Raw genomic sequence first — 17,508 nt, 5'->3', positions numbered from 1 at the left:
CCGCCCCGCGTGACGTATGCCACAAGGGGCGGATTTCGGGGCGTAACCGCAGGTAGCGTCCGCCGCATGCGGTGTCGTCCCGGGGTCCGGCCCCGGATGCCGCGGGACGAGAGGTGGGCGCAGTGGACACGCAGGGCGGGATCACCGTGCAGCGGGCCCTTGAGCTGCCGGGCCTTCGCGGCGGTCTCCCGGAGGTCGTCGCCGGCGCCGAGCGGCTCCAGCGCACGGTCCGCTGGGTGCACGCCGGCGAGGTGCCCAACATCGCCTCGCTGCTCAAGGGCGGCGAGCTGCTCCTGACCACCGGCCTCGGCCTCGGCACCCGCCCCGCCGAGCAGCGCGCCTTCGTGCGCCGGCTCGCGGACCGGGGCATCGCCGCCCTCGTCGTGGAGCTCGGCCCGCGCTTCGCGCGCCTGCCGGCCACCCTCGTGGAGACCGCGCGGGCGGCCGGGCTCCCGCTGGTCCAGCTGCACCGCGAGGTGCCGTTCGTGACGGTGACCGAGGAGATCCACACCGAGATCGTCAACGGCCACTACGCCCTGCTCCAGCGCGCCGAGGAAGTGCACCGGCGCTGCACCGGGGCGCTGCTCGGCGGCGGCGGAATCCCCCAAGTCCTCGGCATCCTGGCCGACTTCACCGCCAACCCGGTCTTCCTGGAGACCCCCGACGGCCAGCTCCTGTACGCCGCGGCCTGCGACTCGGGCGAGGCGGCGGCCGACCCGCTCCAGGTCTGGGAGGGGCTGCGCGGCCAGCGCGAGGCCCGCGCCTCGGGGCCGCCCACCGGCGCGGTCCTGGTGGACGTGCCGGGCGGCGGCCACGGCGTGGGCGCGGTACGGGCCCGGCTCGCGCTGCTCGCGGTCGGCCCGCCGCTGCTCCCGGTGCACCGGATGGCGGCCGAGCGGGCGGCGGGCATCCTCGCGGTCGTCCTCATGCAGGCCCGCCAGGAGGAGGAGCTGGCCGCGCGCGGGCGCGGCGACTTCCTCACCGACCTCGCCGAGGGCCGCATCACCCCCGAGGACGCCCCGGCACAGGCCAAGGTGCTCGGCTTCAGGCCCGGCGAGGGGCCGCTCCTGCCGGTCGTGATGCGCCTCGCCCCGGAACTCGCCCCGACCGGCAACTGGGCCGTCCTCGCCCGTGCGGTCCTCGAAGAGCTGTCCTCGGTGGGCGTGCCGGTCCTGCTCGGCGTACGCCCCGTCGAGGGCCGGGTGCCGCTGCTGCTCGGGCTCCGCTCGGAGTCGGAGCGTACCGCGGTCGCCGACCGGGTCGCGGCCGCGCTGCGGGCCGGCGTCGAGCGGGCCGGGCTGATGGGCGCGCGGGCCGGCACCCAGCCGGTGGTCGTGGTCGGGATGGCGGGCGGCTGGGCGGCGGCCGGGGCCGGGCTGCGGCACGCGGCCGAGACGGCGGCCGCGGCCCAGGGCCTGCCCGAGCGGCCCTGGTACGACGCCCGGCGCCTGGACATCGACCTGCTGCTGTGGCGGCTGCGCGAACACCCGGACCTCGCGGCGTTCGTGGAGCGGGCGATCGGCCCGCTCCAGGCGCACGACCGCGCCTCGCGCCCGCCGCTGCTGCCCACCCTGGAGACGTATCTGGCGCACGCGGGCCGCAAGGCGGAGACCGCCCGCGAGCTCCACCTCAACCGGCAGACCCTGTACAACCGCCTGGCCCGCATAGCGGACCTCCTGGGCACCGATCTGGACGATCCGCAGACGGTCCTCGCCCTCTCCCTCGCGCTGCGGGCCCGCCGGCACGCGGCCGGTCAGTAGCCCGGGGCCAGCGTCCTGGGACGCCCGGCCGCGAAGGCCATCGCCCCGGGCACCCGCGCGCCCGGCTCAGGTTCCGGCCAACTCGTCGTAGACGGCGAGGACTTGGGCCACCGTCTCGTCCTCGGTGGGCCAGGTCCCGGCCTGCGCCCGCCCCGCCTCGGCCAGCGCCCGGCGCGCCCCCGGGTCGTCGAGGAGGCCCGTGACCGCGTCCGCGAGCGCCCCGGCGTCCCCGTACGGCACGAGCAGCGCCGCGTCCCCCACCAGCTCGGGCACCCCGCCCACCGCCGTCGCGACCAGCGGCACGCCCAGGCGCAGCGCCTCCTGCGCGAGCAGCGAGCGCGCCTCCCAGCGGCTGGGCAGCACCGCGACATCGGCGGCGCGGAGCAGCTCGGTGATGTCGTCGCGCCGCCCGACCAGGCGCACCGGCAGGGCCTCCGCCGCGATGCGCCGCTGGAGCCCGGCGCGGCCCGGCCCCTCCCCCGCGATGACGAGCAGGGGCGCCGGGTCGAGGTCGCGCCAGGTGCGGGCGGCGTCCAGGAGCAACTCGTAGCCGCGATCGGCGACCAGACTGCCCACCGCCATCAGCAACGGCCGCTCCACCGCGCCGAGTTCGGCCCGGGCCTTGCCGTCGGCGAGGCCCGGCGCGAGGCGTGGCGCGGGGACCGCGACCGGGGCGAGCCGGGCGTCGCGCGCGCCGTGGCCGCGGGCCAGGTCGACGAGGTCGGAACAGGTGGCGAGGACCACCGCGGCGGCCCGCGCGACCCTGCGCTCCAGGAGGCGCAGGACATGGCCGCGGGCGCCTTCGGCGTGCGCGCGGGTGTGCCAGGTGACGACCAGCGGCACGCCCCTGCGGCCGCGCAGCGCCAGGGCGGCGCGGACGGCCGCGTGCAGCCCGTGCGCGTGCACCACGTCCGCGTCGGTGCAGGCGGCCCGCAGCACGCCGACCGCCGCCGGGTCGCCGCGCCGCGAGACCGCCACGAATCGGGCCCCCGCCGCGGGGAAGTCGTACTGCCGCTCCAGTTCCGCGGGGGCGCAGACGGTGACGCGTACGCCCCGCGCGACCAGACCGGCCGCGAGCGACCTGACATGTGCGCTGCTGCCCGCACTGCCCCCGCCCAGCACTTGCACCGTACGCAGCTGTGACACGTGAACAGGCTCCCGGGGCGGCCGAGTCGACGGGTGGAGGTCGGTGTTGCCCGGCCAAGGATGCCAGTCCGTACGGACGTTCCGACGCCGTCCGGGGGGTTCCTTCCGTGTCGCGCCGGGAAGATCACCGCACCGGAAACACCCCCACGGGTGAACTTCGCAGGTCCCGGGCGACGCGACGGCGGGACCGGAACGGGGGCCGGCCGCCCCGACGCCCGGCCCCCGGCGGCCAGTTCGGCCGCCGGCGCACCCCACGAGGGCCGAGGCGCGGCCCCGACCCGGCGCTACCCGTCCGCGCGCGCGGTGGCGAGGAGCTCCTCCGCGTGGGCCCGGGCCGTCTCCGAGTCCTCCTGCCCGGCCAGCATCCGCGACAGCTCGCGCACCCGGTCCTCGCCCTCCAGAACGGTGACGCCGGACCGTGTGACGCTGCCGTCGTTGGTCTTCTCGACCAGGAGCTGACGATCGGCGAACGCGGCCACCTGCGGCAGATGGGTCACCACCACGACCTGCGCGGACTTGGCGAGCTTGGCGAGCCGGCGGCCGATCTCGACCGCCGCCTTGCCGCCGACGCCCGCGTCGACCTCGTCGAAGAGGTAGGTCGGCACCGGGTCCGTGCCCGCGAAGACGACCTCGACCGCGAGCATCACCCGCGACAGCTCACCGCCGGAGGCACCCTTGGCGATGGGCCGGGCCGGGGCGCCCGGGTGCGGGGCGAGCAGCAGCTCGACCTCGTCGGCGCCGGTCGGCCCGTACGCCACGGTCCGCCCGCCCACCTCCACGCCCTCGGGGTCCTCGCTCTGTCCGACCGCGAACGAGACGCGCGCGTGCGGCATCGCGAGGGAGGCGAGTTCGGCGGTGACGGCCTCGGCGAACCGGGCCGCGGCCTCGGTGCGGGCGTCCGTCAACTCCTGCGCCAGGACGGACAGTTCACCGCGCAGCCCGTCCCGCTCGGCGGTCAGCTGCTCGATCCGGTCGTCGTCTCCGTCGAGTTCGGTCAGCCGGTCCGCGCTCTCCTGCGCCCAGGCGAGCACGGCCGTGATGTCCTCGCCGTACTTGCGGGTGAGGGCGGTCAGCGCGGCCCGGCGCTCTTCCACGGCGGCCAGCCGCAGCGGGTCGGCATCCAGGTCGGCGGCGTACCCGGCGAGTTCGCCGGCCACGTCACCGAGCAGGATCGCGACCTCGCCGATGCGTTCGGCGAGCGCCGCGAGCGCCGGGTCGTGCGACCGTACGCTCTCCAGCGCCCGGTGGGCACCGGCCACCAGGGTCGCCCCGTCCACGCTCTCGGGGTCCTCCGGGTTCCCGGCGAGCGCCGAGTGCGCGAGGGCGGCGGCCGATGCGAGCGCCTCGGCGTGCCCGAGCCGTTCGGCCTCGGCCGCCAGTTCGACGTCCTCGCCGGGCAGCGGTTCGACGGCGGCGATCTCGTCGAGCCCGAACCGCAGCAGATCGGCCTCCTGGGCACGCTCGCGCGCCCGCGTGACCAGCTCCTCCAGTTCGACGGCCACGGCCCGCAGCCGCCGGTAGGCCCCGGCGTACTTGGCGAGCGGGCCCGCGACCGCGTCACCGGCGTACCGGTCGAGCGCCTCGCGCTGTCGGGCCGGGCGCAGCAGGCCCTGCTGGTCGGTCTGGCCGTGCACGGCGACGAGTTCGTCGGCGAGTTCGGCGAGCACCCCGACCGGCACCGACCGGCCGCCGAGGAACGCCCGTGAGCGGCCCTCCGCGGAAACGGTACGGCTCACGAGCAGCGTGCCCTCGTCCAGCTCGGCCCCGGCCTCCTCGGCCCGCAGCACCGCAGAGCTGCCCGGGCGCAGCGCGATCCGGCCCTCCACGACCGCCGCCTTGGCGCCGATCCGCACCAGGGCGGGGTCGGCGCGCCCGCCGAGCAGCAGCCCCAGGCTGGTGACGACCATGGTCTTGCCGGCGCCCGTCTCGCCGGTCACCGCGGTGAAACCGGGTGACAGCTCGACGACAGCGTCGTCGATGACCCCGAGCGACCGTATCCGCATCTCCTCCAACACGGACACGACCTTACGAGGTCCAGGGCCCTGTGTGCGACGCCCCCCGTACCGTCACCCTCTCGTGGAGCCCGTCGTGGTGCCCGCTCGTGGTACCCGGACCGGTCGTGCGGGGGAAAACCCCAGCCGGACGGGGAGGCCCGCCGGATGGCCCCGGCACCGCCCCCGAAGCGAACCTGGGCGCATGAGCACAGGACTGGCCCGTTCCGCCCTGCGCGGCCACCGCCCGGCGTTCGTCGGCACGTTCGTGGCCGCGCTGTTCGCGGCGACCGTGGTGAGCGCGTCGACGACCCTTCTCCTCAGCACGTCGGCGCACGGCCTCTCCGCCCGGGCGCGCACCGAGATGTCGATGCATGGCATAGGCGACATGGCGGTCGTGATGCTGATCGGCTCCATCTACATGTCGATCTTCGTGATCGCCTCGACGATGGGCACCGCGGTGGCCCAGCAGCAACGCGAGTTCGCCCTGGTACGGGCCATCGGCGCCCGGCCCCGGCAGGTGCGGCGGGCCGTGGTCGTCCAGGCGGTCGCCGCCGCCGTGCCGGCCGCGGGGGCCGGGTTCCTGCTCGGCGGCGGCCTGTTGAGCCGGGTCTGGTTCACCGGTCTCGTCGACCACGGCCTGGTCCCGGCCGAGGTGCCGTACCGCTTCACCTGGTGGGCGCTGCCGGTCTGTCTGGCCGTGGCCGTGGTCACCTCGGCGCTCGCCGCGTTCCTGGCCTCGCTGCGCTTCTCGGTCCTGCGCCCGGCCCGGGCCCTGGCGGAGGCGTCGGCGGGCCGGCGCGGGCTCGGGAAGGTGCGGGCCCCGCTGGGCGTGCTGGCGGTGGCGGGCGGCGGCGTGCTGTCGCTGGCGCTGGCCCGCCAGTCGTCCGACGACGCGGCCCAGGCCTCGTTCCTCGTCCTGCTGCTGTTCTGCGTCGGAACGGGCCTGCTCGGCCCGAAGGTGGTGGGCCCGGCCGCCCGGCTCGTGTCGGCGCCGGCCCGCGGGTTCGGCGGCAGCGCGCGTCTGGCGATGCTCAACGTCCGCTCGCAGCCGCGCCGCTTCTCGGCCGCGGTGGTCCCGCTGGTCCTGGTCACCGGCTTCGGCCTCACCAAGGTCGCCATGCATACGACGGCGGCCCACTACACGGGCTCGGCGGGCAGCGCGGGCGAGGTCTGGCTGGACTACTTCGGTACGGGTCTGTACGCCGGCTTCGCCGCGATCGCGGCGGCCAACACCCTGGCGATGATCTCCTTCGAGCGGCGCCGGGACATCGCCCTGCTCCGGGTGGTGGGCACCCTGCCCCGCCAGGTCCGCGCCATGGCCGCGTGGGAGGCCGGCATCGTCGCGGCCACCGCCCTGGCGCTCGGCGCGGTGGTCGCGCTCGCGACGCTGGCCCCGATGCTGGCGGCCGCGTTCGGCTCGTGGATCCCGTTCCTGCCGTGGCCGACCGCGCTCGCCGTCACCGGCGGCACGCTGGCCCTGACCCTGCTCGCCACCGGCATCCCGGTGCGCGCGGCGCTGCGCCGGCGGGCGATCAGGACGCTGGCCACGTCCTGATCCCCGCCGTGCGCGCACGGCCTGGTGCGGGGCGCCCGCACGGCCCGCTCAGTGCGGGGCGCCGCGCCAACCCGACACCGGCAGGGCGAACTTGGCGACAAGCCGGTCGGTGAACGAGGCGTGGTGCAGCCGGGCGAGCCGTACCGGAACGGCTCCCCGCCGCACCTCCACCCGCGCGCCCGAAGGGAGCTCGACCGTGCGGCGCCCGTCGCACCACAGCACGCCGTGCGGGGTGCCCGGCTGGACCTCGACCGCGAGGACCGAGGTCGGCGAGGTGACCAGGGGCTTGGCGAACAGGGCGTGCGCGCTGATCGGCACCATGAGCAGCGCCTCGACCTCGGGCCACACCACGGGCCCGCCGGCCGAGAAGGCGTACGCGGTCGAACCGGTCGGGGTGGCGCACACGATGCCGTCGCAGCCGAACCCGGTGACGGGACGGCCGTCGATCTCCAGGACGACCTCCAGCATCCGCTCGGGCGACACCTTCTGGACGGCGGCCTCGTTCAGCGCCCAGTCCTCGTGCACCACATCGCCGTTGTTGTGCACGACGACGTCGAGCGTCATGCGCTCCTCGACCTCGTAGGCCCGGGTCACGACCCGGTCGACCACCTTGTCCAGATCGTCGCGCTCGGCCTCCGCGAGGAAGCCGACCCGGCCCAGGTTGACCCCGAGCATCGGCACGCCGGACGCCCGCGCGAGCTCGGCGCCGCGCAGCAAGGTGCCGTCGCCGCCGAGGACGATGAGCAGCTCGCAGGCGTCCAGGCACTCGGGGGTGGCGTCCTCGACGATGTCCGCCTCGTCCGGCAGCGGCAGATCGGCCGCCTCCGCCCGCAGCACCCGCACGCCGAGGCCGCTGCGCAGCAGCCCCCGTACGACCAGCTCCGCGCTGCGGATGGCGGCGGGTCTTCCGGTGTGCGCGAGCAGGAACACGGTACGGGTCGCCGTACCGCTCTCCGGGGTGTTCTCCAACGGGCTCACTGAGGTCCCTCCGCCACCGCGCGTTCCACGTCCGCGGGATCCAGTGCGGGCGCCCCGGCCCGCAGCCACAGAAAGTACTCGACATTGCCGGAGGGCCCGGGCAGCGGGCTCGCGGTCACCCCGACCACGCCGAGGCCGAGCCCGGCCGCCTGGGCCGCCACGGTCCGCACGGTCTCGGCCCGCAGCTCGGGGCTGCGCACGACGCCGCCGCTGCCGAGCCGCTCCTTGCCGATCTCGAACTGTGGCTTGACCATGAGGACCAGGTCCGCGTCGGGCGCCGAGCAGCGCACCAGGGCGGGCAGCACGAGGCCGAGCGCGATGAAGGAGAGGTCGCCCACGACGAGGTCGGCCGGCTCTCCGTCGATGTCGTCCAGCGTCAACTCGCGTACGTTCGTACGGTCCTTCACGGTGACCCGGTCATCGCTCTGCAGGGACCAGGCGAGCTGTCCGTAACCGACGTCGACGGCGACCACGTGCCCGGCGCCGGCGCGCAGCAGCACATCGGTGAAGCCACCCGTGGAGGCGCCCGCGTCGAGCGCCCGGCGGCCCTCGATCTTGAGGCCCTGCGGGACGAAGGCCGCGAACGCCCCGGCGAGCTTGTGCCCGCCGCGCGACACGTAGTCCGGATCGCTGTCGTCCTCGACGACGACGATGGCGGCAGCGGTCTCGACCTGGGTCGCGGACTTCGTGGCGACGGTCTTGCCGACGCTCACCCGCCCCGCGGCGATCAGCTGGGCGGCGTGCTCCCGCGACCGCGCGAGTTTCCGGCGCACCAGCTCGGCGTCGAGGCGGCGGCGTGCCACTCCTGCCACGTTCGGTTCAGCTCCTGTAGTCGTAGTTCGGCGGCGGTCCGGCGGACCGCAAGGGGCCATGCCCGGCCAACGGCCGGACCGGCCCGGAGGTTCCCCCCTGGCCGGCGTCCAGCGCGGTCAGCGCGTCGCGCAACCCCCGGTGTACATCCTCGTACACCTCCAGGTGACCGTCGGTACCGAGGTGATCCACGTCCCCGAGCCGCTCGACGAGGCGGTCGATGTCGGCGTCGCCGGTGGGCGTACGGGCCACACCCAGCGGAAGGGGCCCGCCCCCCTCGGATTCCGTCCGGACGTCCCCCGCGGGTTCCGTCCGGGCTTCCCCCGCGGATCCGGCCGCGGGGCCCGGCATCGTGTCGCTCATGCCAAGACGCTACCGCGAAGGCCTGGGGTACGGTCGGTCACGATGGCGACCATGGAGGAGTGCCGCAGCGCACTCGACAAACTTTCGGACAATCTGGCCGGCGCGGGCGGCGACGTGCGGGCCGCGGCCACCCTTGACCGCTCGCTGAGCTGCCACATCACGGACCTGGACGGCACGTTCTCGGGCCGCTTGCGGAACGGGCGCATCGAGGTCCTCGGTACGGAGCCGGGGCCGCCCCGCTCGAAGGCCCAGATCCGCCTGGCGATGAAGGGCGACGACCTGGTCGCCCTGGTCGCCGGCGACCTGAACTTCGCGAAGGCGTGGGCCTCGGGCCGGGTCCGCCTGGAGGCAGGCCTGAGAGACCTCCTCCACCTCCGAACCCTGCTCTGACGGGCCCCCGGGGGGGGGCCGAACCGCGCCCCTGCACCAGCGCGGGCCCACTCGCGCAGTTCCCCGCGCCCCTAAAAGCATTGAGGCCAGCCCGAATGGGGCAGAGCCCCCAGGAGTCCGGACATCAGCACACCCACACCCCCGGAGGGTCTCGGGAAGGGGCGGGGTGGGGGAAAAATCAGCCCACCAACGAACGCCGCGGCGCGGCCGGCACCACCAGCGGCGTCCCCGTCTCCGGATCCGGGATCACCTGACACCGCACCCCGAACACCCGCTCCACCAGCTCCGCCGTGACCACGGAGGCCGGCGCCCCCTCGGCCACCACCTCCCCGTCCCGCATCGCGACGAGATGCGAGGCGTACCGCGCCGCCTGGTTGAGATCGTGGAGCACGGCCACCAGTGTCCGCCCCTGCTCCTCGTGGAGCTGCGCACACAGATCCAGGACCTCGATCTGGTGCTGGATGTCCAGGAACGTCGTCGGCTCGTCGAGCAGCAGAAGCGGCGTCTGCTGAGCCAGCGCCATCGCGATCCAGACCCGCTGGCGCTGTCCGCCGGACAGCTCGTCGACGTACCGCTCCCCCAGACCGCCGACCCCCGTCGCCTCCATGGACTCCTGGACGATCCGCTCGTCCTCGGGCGACCACTGCCGCAGCAGCCCCTGGTGCGGATAGCGCCCGCGCGCCACGAGGTCGCCCACCGTGATCCCGTCCGGAGCGATGGACGACTGCGGAAGCAGACCGAGGGTCCGGGCCACCTTCTTGGCGGGCAGTGAGTGAATGGCCTGCCCGTCGAGCAGCACCCGTCCCTCGCTCGGCTTGAGCATCCGGGACAGGGCCCGCAGGAGCGTGGACTTGCCGCAGGCGTTGGGCCCGACGATCACCGTGAAGGAGCGGTCCGGGATCTCGACGGACAGGTCCTTGGCGATCACCCGCTGGTCGTAGCCGAGGGTGACCGATTCCGCGCTGAGGCGCTGCATGCTCGTACTCCTGCTAGAAGAACCGCTGTCCGTAAGGGAGTTGGGGGTGCGGGTGGGTTCCGGTCGGCGGGTTTCGGGATGTCCGGTTCCGGGACGCCGGTTCATATCCGGCCCGCCCGGCGCTCGGTGACGAGGAGCCACAGCAGATAGACACCGCCGACCATGCCGGTCAGCACCCCCACCGGCAGCGTGCTCTCGCCGAACAGCCGCTGCGCGCCCCAGTCGGCGACGACCAGGAGGGCCGCGCCCATGCACGCCGAGGCGAGGATGTTCGGCCCGGTGGCCCGGGTGAGCCGGCGGGCCAGCTGCGGCGCGGTCAGCGCCACGAAGGAGATGGGCCCCGCGGCCGCGGTCGCCGAGGCGTTGAGCAGTACGGCGCAGAGCATCAGAACGGTACGGGTGCGCTGCACCGGCACGCCCAGCGCGTACGCCGCGTCGTCGCCCATCTCCAGCATCCTGAGCGGCCGCGCGTACCCGAGGACCACCGGGAGCAGCACGACGAACAGCACGAGCAGCGGCCACACCTGGGCCCAGTCGCGCCCGTCGAGCGAGCCGGTGAGCCAGACCATCGCGCGGGTGGCGTCCACCAGGGTGGACTTGGTGAGGAGGTAGTGGATGCACGCGGTGAGCATGGCGGCCGCGCCGATGCCGACGAGCACCAGCCGGTAGCCGTGCACGCCCTTCTTCCAGGCGAGGAGGTACACGGCGACGCCGGTGGCGAGGCCGCCGGCGAGCGCCCCGAAGGAGACGGCGACCGTGCCGCCGTGGAAGAACACGATGACGGTGAGCGCGCCGACCGAGGAACCCTGGCCGAAGCCGATCACGTCCGGACTGCCCAGCGGATTGCGGGAGATGGACTGGAACAGCGCCCCCGAGATGCCGAGCGAGGCCCCCACCAGGAGCGCCACGAGGACGCGCGGCAGCCGCAGTTCATTGATGATGAAGTCCTGCGCGGGCGTGCCGGAGCCGAGCAGGCTGCTGATCACGTCGGCGGGCGCGATGGTGAAGTCGCCGGTGCCGATCAGGACCACGGCGGCCGCGAGCGCCAGCACCACGAGCCCGCCGACCACGGCCATCGCGCGCGGCTCGGCCCGGAAGGAGAGCCCGCCGGGGATACGTATCGCCTTCACAGCTGGGCCATCCTCCTGCGCCGTACGAGACAGATGAAGACGGGCCCGCCGATGAGCGCCGTGACGATGCCGACCTGGAGTTCGGCGGGCCGGGTGACGACCCGGCCGACCACGTCGGAGCCGAGCAGCAGCACGGGCGAGAGCACGGCCGCGTACGGCAGGATCCACCGCAGGTCGGGCCCGGTGATGGCGCGCACGAGGTGCGGGACCATGAGCCCGATGAACACGATGGGCCCGCAGGCGGCGGTCGCGGCCCCGCAGAGCAGGGTGATCACGACCATCGACAGGACGCGGGTACGGGTCAGCCGGGCGCCGAGCGCGCGGGCGGTGTCGTCGCCCATGGCCATCGCGTTGAGCGGCCGCGCGAGCAGCAGCGCGACGACCACTCCCACCAGGATGAACGGCGCGACCTTGGCGACGGTGGCCATGTCCGCCGCGGCCAGCGAGCCGACCTGCCAGAACCGGAGCTGGTTGAGGGCCGCCGAGTCGGTGAGCTGTACGGCGTTGATGTAGCCGTACAGCGCGGCGCTGGCCGCCGTTCCGGCGAGCGCGAGCCGCACGGGCGTGGCGGCCCGGCTGCCACCGAGGAGGTACACCGCCGCCGACACCAAGCCCGCACCGAGGAACGCGAACCACACATATCCGGTGAGGGAGTTGACCCCGAGGAAACTGATGGCCGACACCACCGCGGCGGCCGCTCCCGCGTTGACGCCGAGGATGCCGGGTTCGGCGAGCGGGTTGCGGGTGAGGGCCTGCATGACCGCGCCGGCCAGGCCGAGCGCGGCCCCGACGAGCAGTCCGAGCAGCGTCCGCGGCACCCGTACGTCATGAATGAGGACGTCGTTGGCGGTGCCCGAGGAGTGGAAGAGCCCGTGCCACACGTCACCGAGCGGCATGGGTTTCGCGCCGACCGCGATGCTCGCGACGGCGACGAGCGCGAGCACGCCCACGGACGCGAACAGACCCGCGGCGCGCAGGGTGCGGCGCTTCGCGGTCGGGGCCGGGGGCGCGGACGTGGTCCCGTCACGCGGCTGAGGGGGGCTGTCTACCAACACGCAGGTTAGGTTAGCCTACCCTGCACTTCACTTGCGGCGCCCCCGGCCCGGGCTCAAAGGCCCAGGCGCTCAAGCACCTTCGCCGCGTCCAGCTCGCAGGCCCCGTCCCCGGCGTGGCTCCAGGCGGCCGCGCACAGCGCCCGCAGCCCGTCCAGCGCCTCCCCGTCCCCGTCGAGCGCAAACGCCCCGTCCCGCACGGACGCGGTCCAGCCACCGCACCCGAACCGGCCGTCCGCGCCCTTCACCTCCGGCTGCCCCGTCAGCAGCCCGCGCAGATCGGCGTCGACATACGTGGGCCGGTGCTCGGGCCGCGCGGCCAGCAGCTGTGCGCCGTCCGTCACACCGGTCAGCACGAGGAGCGAGTCCACCTTGCCGTTGAACGCACCCTCGATGTCCGTGTCGAGCCGGTCCCCCACCACCAGCGGCTTCTTGGCGCCGGTCCGCAGCACCGTCTCGCGGTGCATCGGGGGCAGCGGCTTGCCCGCCACCTGGGGCTCGGCGCCCGTCGCGATGCGCACGACCTCGACCGCCGCGCCGTTGCCGGGCGCGATGCCCCGGCCGCTCGGAATGGTCAGATCGGTGTTGGACGCGAACCACGGCACCCCGCGGGCCACCGCGTAGGAGGCCTCCGCGAACCGCGACCACGTGAGGTCCGGACCCCCGTACCCCTGCACCACGGCGGCCGGATCGTCGTCCGCCGACTCCACCGGAACGAGCCCGCGCTCGACGAGAGCGACCCGCAGCCCCTCGCCACCGATGAGCAACACCCGTGCACCCTGCGGCAGTTGCTCCGACATGAGCCGCGCCACCGCCTGCGCCGAGGTGATCACATCGCCCGCCTCGGCAGGCACCCCGAGCTCGGTCAGGTGCTCGGCCACCGCGTCCGGCGTGCGCAGCGCGTTGTTCGTCACATACGCGAGGTGCATCCCGCCGTCCCGGGCCTCGGCCAGCGCGTCCACGGCATGGTCGATTGCCTCACCACCCGCGTAGACGACCCCGTCCAGATCCAGCAGCGCCGTGTCGTACGCCTCGCTCAGCGCCCGCTCGCTGCCGCTCGTCATGATCCGGCCGGTCTGGCTCATCCTCATCCACTCCTCTTTCGGTGCTCTGCCCCCGATCATCGCGCATACCCGACTCCCACATACGATGCGCAGATGAGCACAACTGGGCGTGCGGACCTCGGGCTGCGCCTGATCCCGTTCCGCGGACTGCGCTACGTTCCCGAGCGGGTGGGCAGCCTCGCCGCGGTGACCTCGCCGCCGTACGACGTCGTCGTACGCCCGGACGGGCTGCTGCACCTGGAGTCGGCCGACCCGTACAACATCGTCCGGCTGATCCTTCCGCAGGCGTCCTCACCGGCCGCCCGCAACCAGAAGGCCGCCCTGACCCTGGACGACTGGCTCGACGAGGGCGTCCTCGCGCCCGACCCCGTGCCCGCCCTCTATGTGTACGAGCAGGAGGGCGACGGCATCCTCCAGCGCGGGCTGATCGGCGCGCTCGCCCTCTCCGAACCCGCCGAGGGCATCGTCCTGCCGCACGAGGACGTGATGCCCCACGTCGTCGAGGACCGCGCGGCCCTCATGCGAACCACCGCCGCCCACCTCGAACCGCTGCTGCTGACCTACCGCGGCAGCGGCACTCCGGTCGGCGCCACCGCGGTCATCGACCGTGCCGTCCTGCGCGAGCCGCTGCTGCGCACCACCACGGAGGACGGTTTCCGCCACCGGCTGTGGGCGCTCACGGATCCGGCCGATCTCGCGGAGGTGCAGGCCGACCTCGCGGCCCACCAGGCGGTGATCGCCGACGGCCACCACCGCTGGGCCACCTACCTGCGCCTGCGCGACGAACAGACCTCGCCGGGCCCCTGGGACTTCGGCCTCGTCCTCCTGGTGGACACGGCCCGCTATCCGCTGCGGGTCCGCGCGATCCACCGGCTCCTGCACCGGCTTCCGGTGGCCAAGGCTCTCGCGGCGGTCACCGAGTCCGGTGCGTTCCGCGTCCGCACCCTCGACGTGCCGCTCGCCCAGGCCCTGGAGGCACTCGCCGAGGCGGCCTCGCACGGCAACGCGTTCCTCCTGGCGGGGGACGGCCGCTTCCACCTCCTGGACCACCCGGACCAGGCCCTGCTCTCCCGCACGATCCGCGCCGACCGGCCCGAGGCCTGGCGCTCCCTCGACGCGACGGTCCTGCACTCGACCCTGCTCGACGAGATCTGGCACACGCCCGACACCCCCGACGACATCGCGTACATCCACGACACGGCGGCCGCGGTCGAGCAGGCGGAGCGTCACCACAAGACGGCGGTCCTGATGCATCCGGTACGCGAGGAAGTCGTACGGGACCTGGCCCGCCAGGGCGTGACGATGCCCCGCAAGTCGACGTCCTTCGGCCCGAAGCCGGCGACGGGCCTGGTCCTGCGCAGCCTGACGGTGAACTGAACACGGGAGCGGAACGAAAAAGAGGCGGCGCCCCGGGTGGGGCACCGCCTCTTTTCTTCTTACCCGGCCACCGGCCGACCGCCAACCATCAGCGGTCAGCGGTCAGCGGTCAGCTGACAAACACCGACAGCTGTCAGGCCTTCTTCTCGCCGTCGCCCGCCGGAGCGGACTCGACCGACGGAGCCGACTCGGCCGACTCGGCCGTCGGAGCAACGGCCTCGGTCGCCGGAGCGTCCCCGGTCTCACCCGGCGCGGGCTCGACGAGGTCGGCGTCGACGATCTCCGCGGCGCGGACCACATCGGCGTCGTCGCCCTCGAAGTCGTCCTCTTCCTCACCCTCGTCGTCGAAGTCGGGCTCGTCCTCGACGTCGGCGCGCGGCGCGTCGACGTCGCCGTCCTCGTCGTCCTCGACCATGGCGTCGACGAAGTCGACCCCGTCCAGCTCGGCGAGCCGGTCGGAGGCGTCGGTCAAACCGTCCTTGTCCGCCTCAAGAGCCTTGGCGAACCACTCGCGGGCCTCGGCCTCCCGCGTGGCGGCCAGCAGCGCGTCGGCGTAGGCGTAGCGCAGTCGCGCGGTCCACGGCTGTACGGAGTTCGACGCGAGCTCGGGGCTCTGGAGGGTCACGATGGCGGCGTCCAGCTGCCCCATGTCCCGGCGCGCACCGGCCGCGACCAACCGCATCTCCACCTGCCCGGGCTTGTCGAGCTTCTGCACCTCGGGCTCGCCGGCCATGGCCAGCGCCCGCTCGGGACGGCCGAGTCCACGCTCGCAGTCCGCCATGACGGGCCACAGTTCGACGGTGCCGGTCATGCGACGCGCGGCACGGAACTCCGCGAGCGCCTCCGAGTACTTCTGCGTGGCGTACGCGGCGAAGCCGGCGGCCTCACGAACGGCGGCCACACGCGAGGCGAGCCGCAGCGCGATGCGGGAGTAGGCGTAGGCCTGCTCGGGGTCCTCGTCGATGAGTCGCGCCACCATGACCAGGTTGCTCGCGACGTCCTCGGCGAGACCCTTGGGCAGGCTCATCAGTTCCTGGCGCACATCGGCGTCGATCTCGTCGCCGGTGATGTCCTCGTCGATCGGGAGCCGCTTGATGGGCTCGCGGTCACGATCCCGGTCCCGGTCGTCCCGACGCCCGTAGCCGCCACGATCGTCCCGTCCACGCTCACCCCGGTCGTCACGACCCCGGTAGCCACCGCGGTCACCCCGGTCGTCACGACCCCGGTACCCACCGCGGTCGTCATCGCGACGGGGAGCCGGACGGCTGTCGTCACGACGGAACCCACCACGGTCGTCATCACGCCGCGGAGCCGGACGGCTGTCATCGCGACGGCCGTACGAGCCACCGCCGCCACGGTTGTCGTCACGACGCCCGTAGGAGCCACCACGGTCGTCATCGCGACGGGGAGCCGGGCGACTGTCGTCACGACGGAACCCACCACGGTCGTCATCACGACGCGGAGCCGGACGGCTGTCGTCACGACGGCCATAAGAGCCGCCGCCACGGTTGTCGTCACGACGCCCGTAGGAGCCACCGCCACCACGGTTGTCGTCACGGCGGAAACCACCACGGTCGTCATCACGACGCGGAGCCGGACGGCTGTCGTCACGACGCCCGTAAGAGCTGCCACCGCCACGGTTGTCGTCACGACGGAAACCACCGCCGCCACCACGGTTGTCATCGCGGCGGAAACCACCACGGTCGTCATCACGACGCGGAGCCGGGCGACTGTCGTCACGACGGCCATAAGAACTGCCGCCACCGCGGTTGTCGTCACGACGGAACCCACCACGGTCGTCATCGCGACGCGGAGCCGGACGACTGTCGTCACGACGGAAACCGCCGCGGTCGTCATCACGACGCGGAGCCGGGCGACTGTCGTCACGACGGCCGTACGAGCCACCGCCACCACGGTTGTCGTCACGACGCCCGTAGGAGCCACCGCCACCACGGTTGTCATCGCGACGGAAACCACCACGGTCGTCATCGCGACGCGGGGCCGGGCGACTGTCGTCACGACGGCCATAGGAACTGCCCCCACCACGGTTGTCGTCACGACGCCCGTAGGAGCCACCGCCACCACGGTTGTCATCGCGACGGAAACCACCACGGTCGTCATCACGACGCGGAGCCGGACGGCTGTCATCGCGACGGCCGTAGCCACCACCAGAAGAGGAGCCGCCACGGTTGTCGTCACGACGGAAGCCGCCGCCACCGCGGTTGTCATCACGGCGGAAACCACCACGGTCGTCATCACGACGCGGGGCAGGACGGTCGTCACGGCGGCCGAACGAGCTGCCGCCGCCGGAACCGCCGGCGGGACGGCCGCCGCGGTCGTCGCGGCGGGGGTAGCCGCCACCGGTGGAGCCACCACGACTGTCGTCACGACGCCCGCCGTAACCGCCCCGGTCGTTGTCGCGGCGCGGACCACGGTCGTCTCGACCACCGCGGTAGCCGCCCCGGTCGCCACCGTCCTGACGGCGCGGCTCGCGCTCCGGACGGTCGTCGGGAGAGTTGGTGGGCATCGTGACTCCTAGTCTTCGGGTACTACAGTCATTCTCGCGCAGTCGGCTGCCCGACGCGCTTCGGCAAAACAAAGCGGAAAAACAAAAGGACCCTTGGTCCCAGCGTGAACGCTGGGACCAAGGGTCCTGAAATATTGTTCGGCGGCGTCCTACTCTCCCACAGGGTCCCCCCTGCAGTACCATCGGCGCTGAAAGGCTTAGCTTCCGGGTTCGGAATGTAACCGGGCGTTTCCCTAACGCTATGACCACCGAAACCCTATCGGTTTCGAGCGAACAAGCACACTTTTTAATTAAGTGGGTTCTGCTCAACCAGCAACTGTTCGTTGCTTCAGAACAAACACAGTGGACGCGAGCAACTGAGGACAAGCCCTCGGCCTATTAGTACC

Annotated in this window: 15 protein-coding genes, 1 rRNA gene and 1 pseudogene; 5 read left to right on the top strand and 12 right to left on the bottom strand. The window is 73.5% G+C overall.

Features of this window, described 5'->3' with window-relative positions:
• Positions 1-122 precede the first annotated feature (122 nt).
• On the top strand, positions 123-1,760 hold the full coding sequence (locus CG740_RS21950) for a PucR family transcriptional regulator (RefSeq protein ID WP_100576937.1): 1,638 nt from the start codon (positions 123-125) through the stop codon (positions 1,758-1,760).
• A gap of 66 nt (positions 1,761-1,826) precedes the next feature.
• Here the strand turns inward: CG740_RS21950 and CG740_RS21945 are convergent, their stop codons facing one another.
• A complete protein-coding gene (locus CG740_RS21945; protein WP_100576936.1) occupies positions 1,827-2,906 on the bottom strand; it encodes a glycosyltransferase family 4 protein in 1,080 nt (359 codons plus the stop codon).
• Positions 2,907-3,190: 284 nt separating this feature from the next.
• Positions 3,191-4,909 carry a DNA repair protein RecN gene (gene recN, locus CG740_RS21940; RefSeq protein WP_199846552.1) on the bottom strand — a complete coding sequence of 573 codons (1,719 nt, stop codon included), beginning with the start codon at positions 4,907-4,909 and terminating at the stop codon, positions 3,191-3,193.
• Positions 4,910-5,102: 193 nt separating this feature from the next.
• Here recN and CG740_RS21935 point away from each other — a divergent pair, with 193 nt between their 5' ends.
• Positions 5,103-6,455 carry an FtsX-like permease family protein gene (locus tag CG740_RS21935; RefSeq protein ID WP_100576935.1) on the top strand — a complete coding sequence of 451 codons (1,353 nt, stop codon included), beginning with the start codon at positions 5,103-5,105 and terminating at the stop codon, positions 6,453-6,455.
• Positions 6,456-6,503: 48 nt separating this feature from the next.
• Here CG740_RS21935 and CG740_RS21930 read toward each other — a convergent pair whose 3' ends face one another.
• Genes CG740_RS21930 through CG740_RS21920 form a run of 3 tightly spaced genes read right to left on the bottom strand, consistent with a single transcriptional unit; the run spans position 6,504 to position 8,606 of the window.
• Entirely contained in the window at positions 6,504-7,433 is a 930-nt protein-coding gene (locus CG740_RS21930) for an NAD kinase (RefSeq protein ID WP_100576934.1), read from the bottom strand.
• On the bottom strand, positions 7,430-8,245 hold the full coding sequence (locus tag CG740_RS21925; protein ID WP_100576933.1) for a TlyA family RNA methyltransferase: 816 nt from the start codon (positions 8,243-8,245) through the stop codon (positions 7,430-7,432). Before CG740_RS21925 ends, CG740_RS21930 begins: the two co-directional genes overlap by 4 nt.
• Positions 8,246-8,252: 7 nt before the next feature.
• Positions 8,253-8,606, bottom strand: coding sequence for a hypothetical protein (locus tag CG740_RS21920; RefSeq protein ID WP_159030379.1), 354 nt, complete (start codon positions 8,604-8,606; stop codon positions 8,253-8,255).
• A 42-nt stretch (positions 8,607-8,648) separates the two neighbouring features.
• Here CG740_RS21920 and CG740_RS21915 point away from each other — a divergent pair, with 42 nt between their 5' ends.
• Positions 8,649-8,996 (top strand): alkyl sulfatase C-terminal domain-containing protein, encoded by a 348-nt coding sequence (locus CG740_RS21915; RefSeq protein WP_100576931.1) that lies wholly within the window; start codon positions 8,649-8,651, stop codon positions 8,994-8,996.
• Between the two features lie 178 nt (positions 8,997-9,174).
• Here the strand turns inward: CG740_RS21915 and CG740_RS21910 are convergent, their stop codons facing one another.
• The 4 genes from CG740_RS21910 to CG740_RS21895 form a co-directional block, all read right to left on the bottom strand.
• A complete protein-coding gene (locus CG740_RS21910) occupies positions 9,175-9,972 on the bottom strand; it encodes an ABC transporter ATP-binding protein (protein WP_100576930.1) in 798 nt (265 codons plus the stop codon).
• Positions 9,973-10,073: 101 nt separating this feature from the next.
• A complete protein-coding gene (locus CG740_RS21905; RefSeq protein ID WP_100577388.1) occupies positions 10,074-11,048 on the bottom strand; it encodes a FecCD family ABC transporter permease in 975 nt (324 codons plus the stop codon).
• A 50-nt stretch (positions 11,049-11,098) separates the two neighbouring features.
• On the bottom strand, positions 11,099-12,154 hold the full coding sequence (locus CG740_RS21900) for an iron chelate uptake ABC transporter family permease subunit (protein ID WP_100576929.1): 1,056 nt from the start codon (positions 12,152-12,154) through the stop codon (positions 11,099-11,101).
• Positions 12,155-12,210: 56 nt separating this feature from the next.
• A complete protein-coding gene (locus CG740_RS21895; RefSeq protein ID WP_100576928.1) occupies positions 12,211-13,239 on the bottom strand; it encodes an HAD-IIA family hydrolase in 1,029 nt (342 codons plus the stop codon).
• Between the two features lie 72 nt (positions 13,240-13,311).
• Here CG740_RS21895 and CG740_RS21890 point away from each other — a divergent pair, with 72 nt between their 5' ends.
• Positions 13,312-14,595, top strand: a complete 1,284-nt coding sequence (locus CG740_RS21890; protein WP_100576927.1) for a DUF1015 domain-containing protein — start codon at positions 13,312-13,314, stop codon at positions 14,593-14,595.
• Between the two features lie 133 nt (positions 14,596-14,728).
• On the opposite strand, the gene CG740_RS21885 is transcribed toward CG740_RS21890, so the two are convergent.
• The 3 genes and pseudogenes from CG740_RS21885 to rrf all read right to left on the bottom strand — a co-directional run bounded on the left by CG740_RS21885 (position 14,729) and on the right by rrf (position 17,375).
• A complete protein-coding gene (locus CG740_RS21885) occupies positions 14,729-15,637 on the bottom strand; it encodes a hypothetical protein (RefSeq protein WP_234376453.1) in 909 nt (302 codons plus the stop codon).
• Positions 15,638-15,715: 78 nt separating this feature from the next.
• Positions 15,716-17,062: pseudogene (locus tag CG740_RS41760) on the bottom strand (hypothetical protein); the annotation flags it as partial.
• Positions 17,063-17,258: 196 nt separating this feature from the next.
• Positions 17,259-17,375, bottom strand: a 5S ribosomal RNA gene (gene rrf / locus CG740_RS21875).
• Between rrf and CG740_RS39800 the strand changes: the two genes are divergently transcribed.
• A complete protein-coding gene (locus CG740_RS39800) occupies positions 17,364-17,504 on the top strand; it encodes a hypothetical protein (RefSeq protein ID WP_159030377.1) in 141 nt (46 codons plus the stop codon). The two genes, rrf and CG740_RS39800, sit on opposite strands and share 12 nt — an antisense overlap.
• The last annotated feature ends 4 nt before the right edge of the window (positions 17,505-17,508 follow it).

Source organism: Streptomyces sp. CB01201, from assembly GCF_002803085.1.
Classification (GTDB): domain Bacteria; phylum Actinomycetota; class Actinomycetes; order Streptomycetales; family Streptomycetaceae; genus Streptomyces; species Streptomyces hundungensis.
Note: the sequence above shows the minus strand (reverse complement) of the source record. Positions and strands in the feature narration are given on the sequence as shown.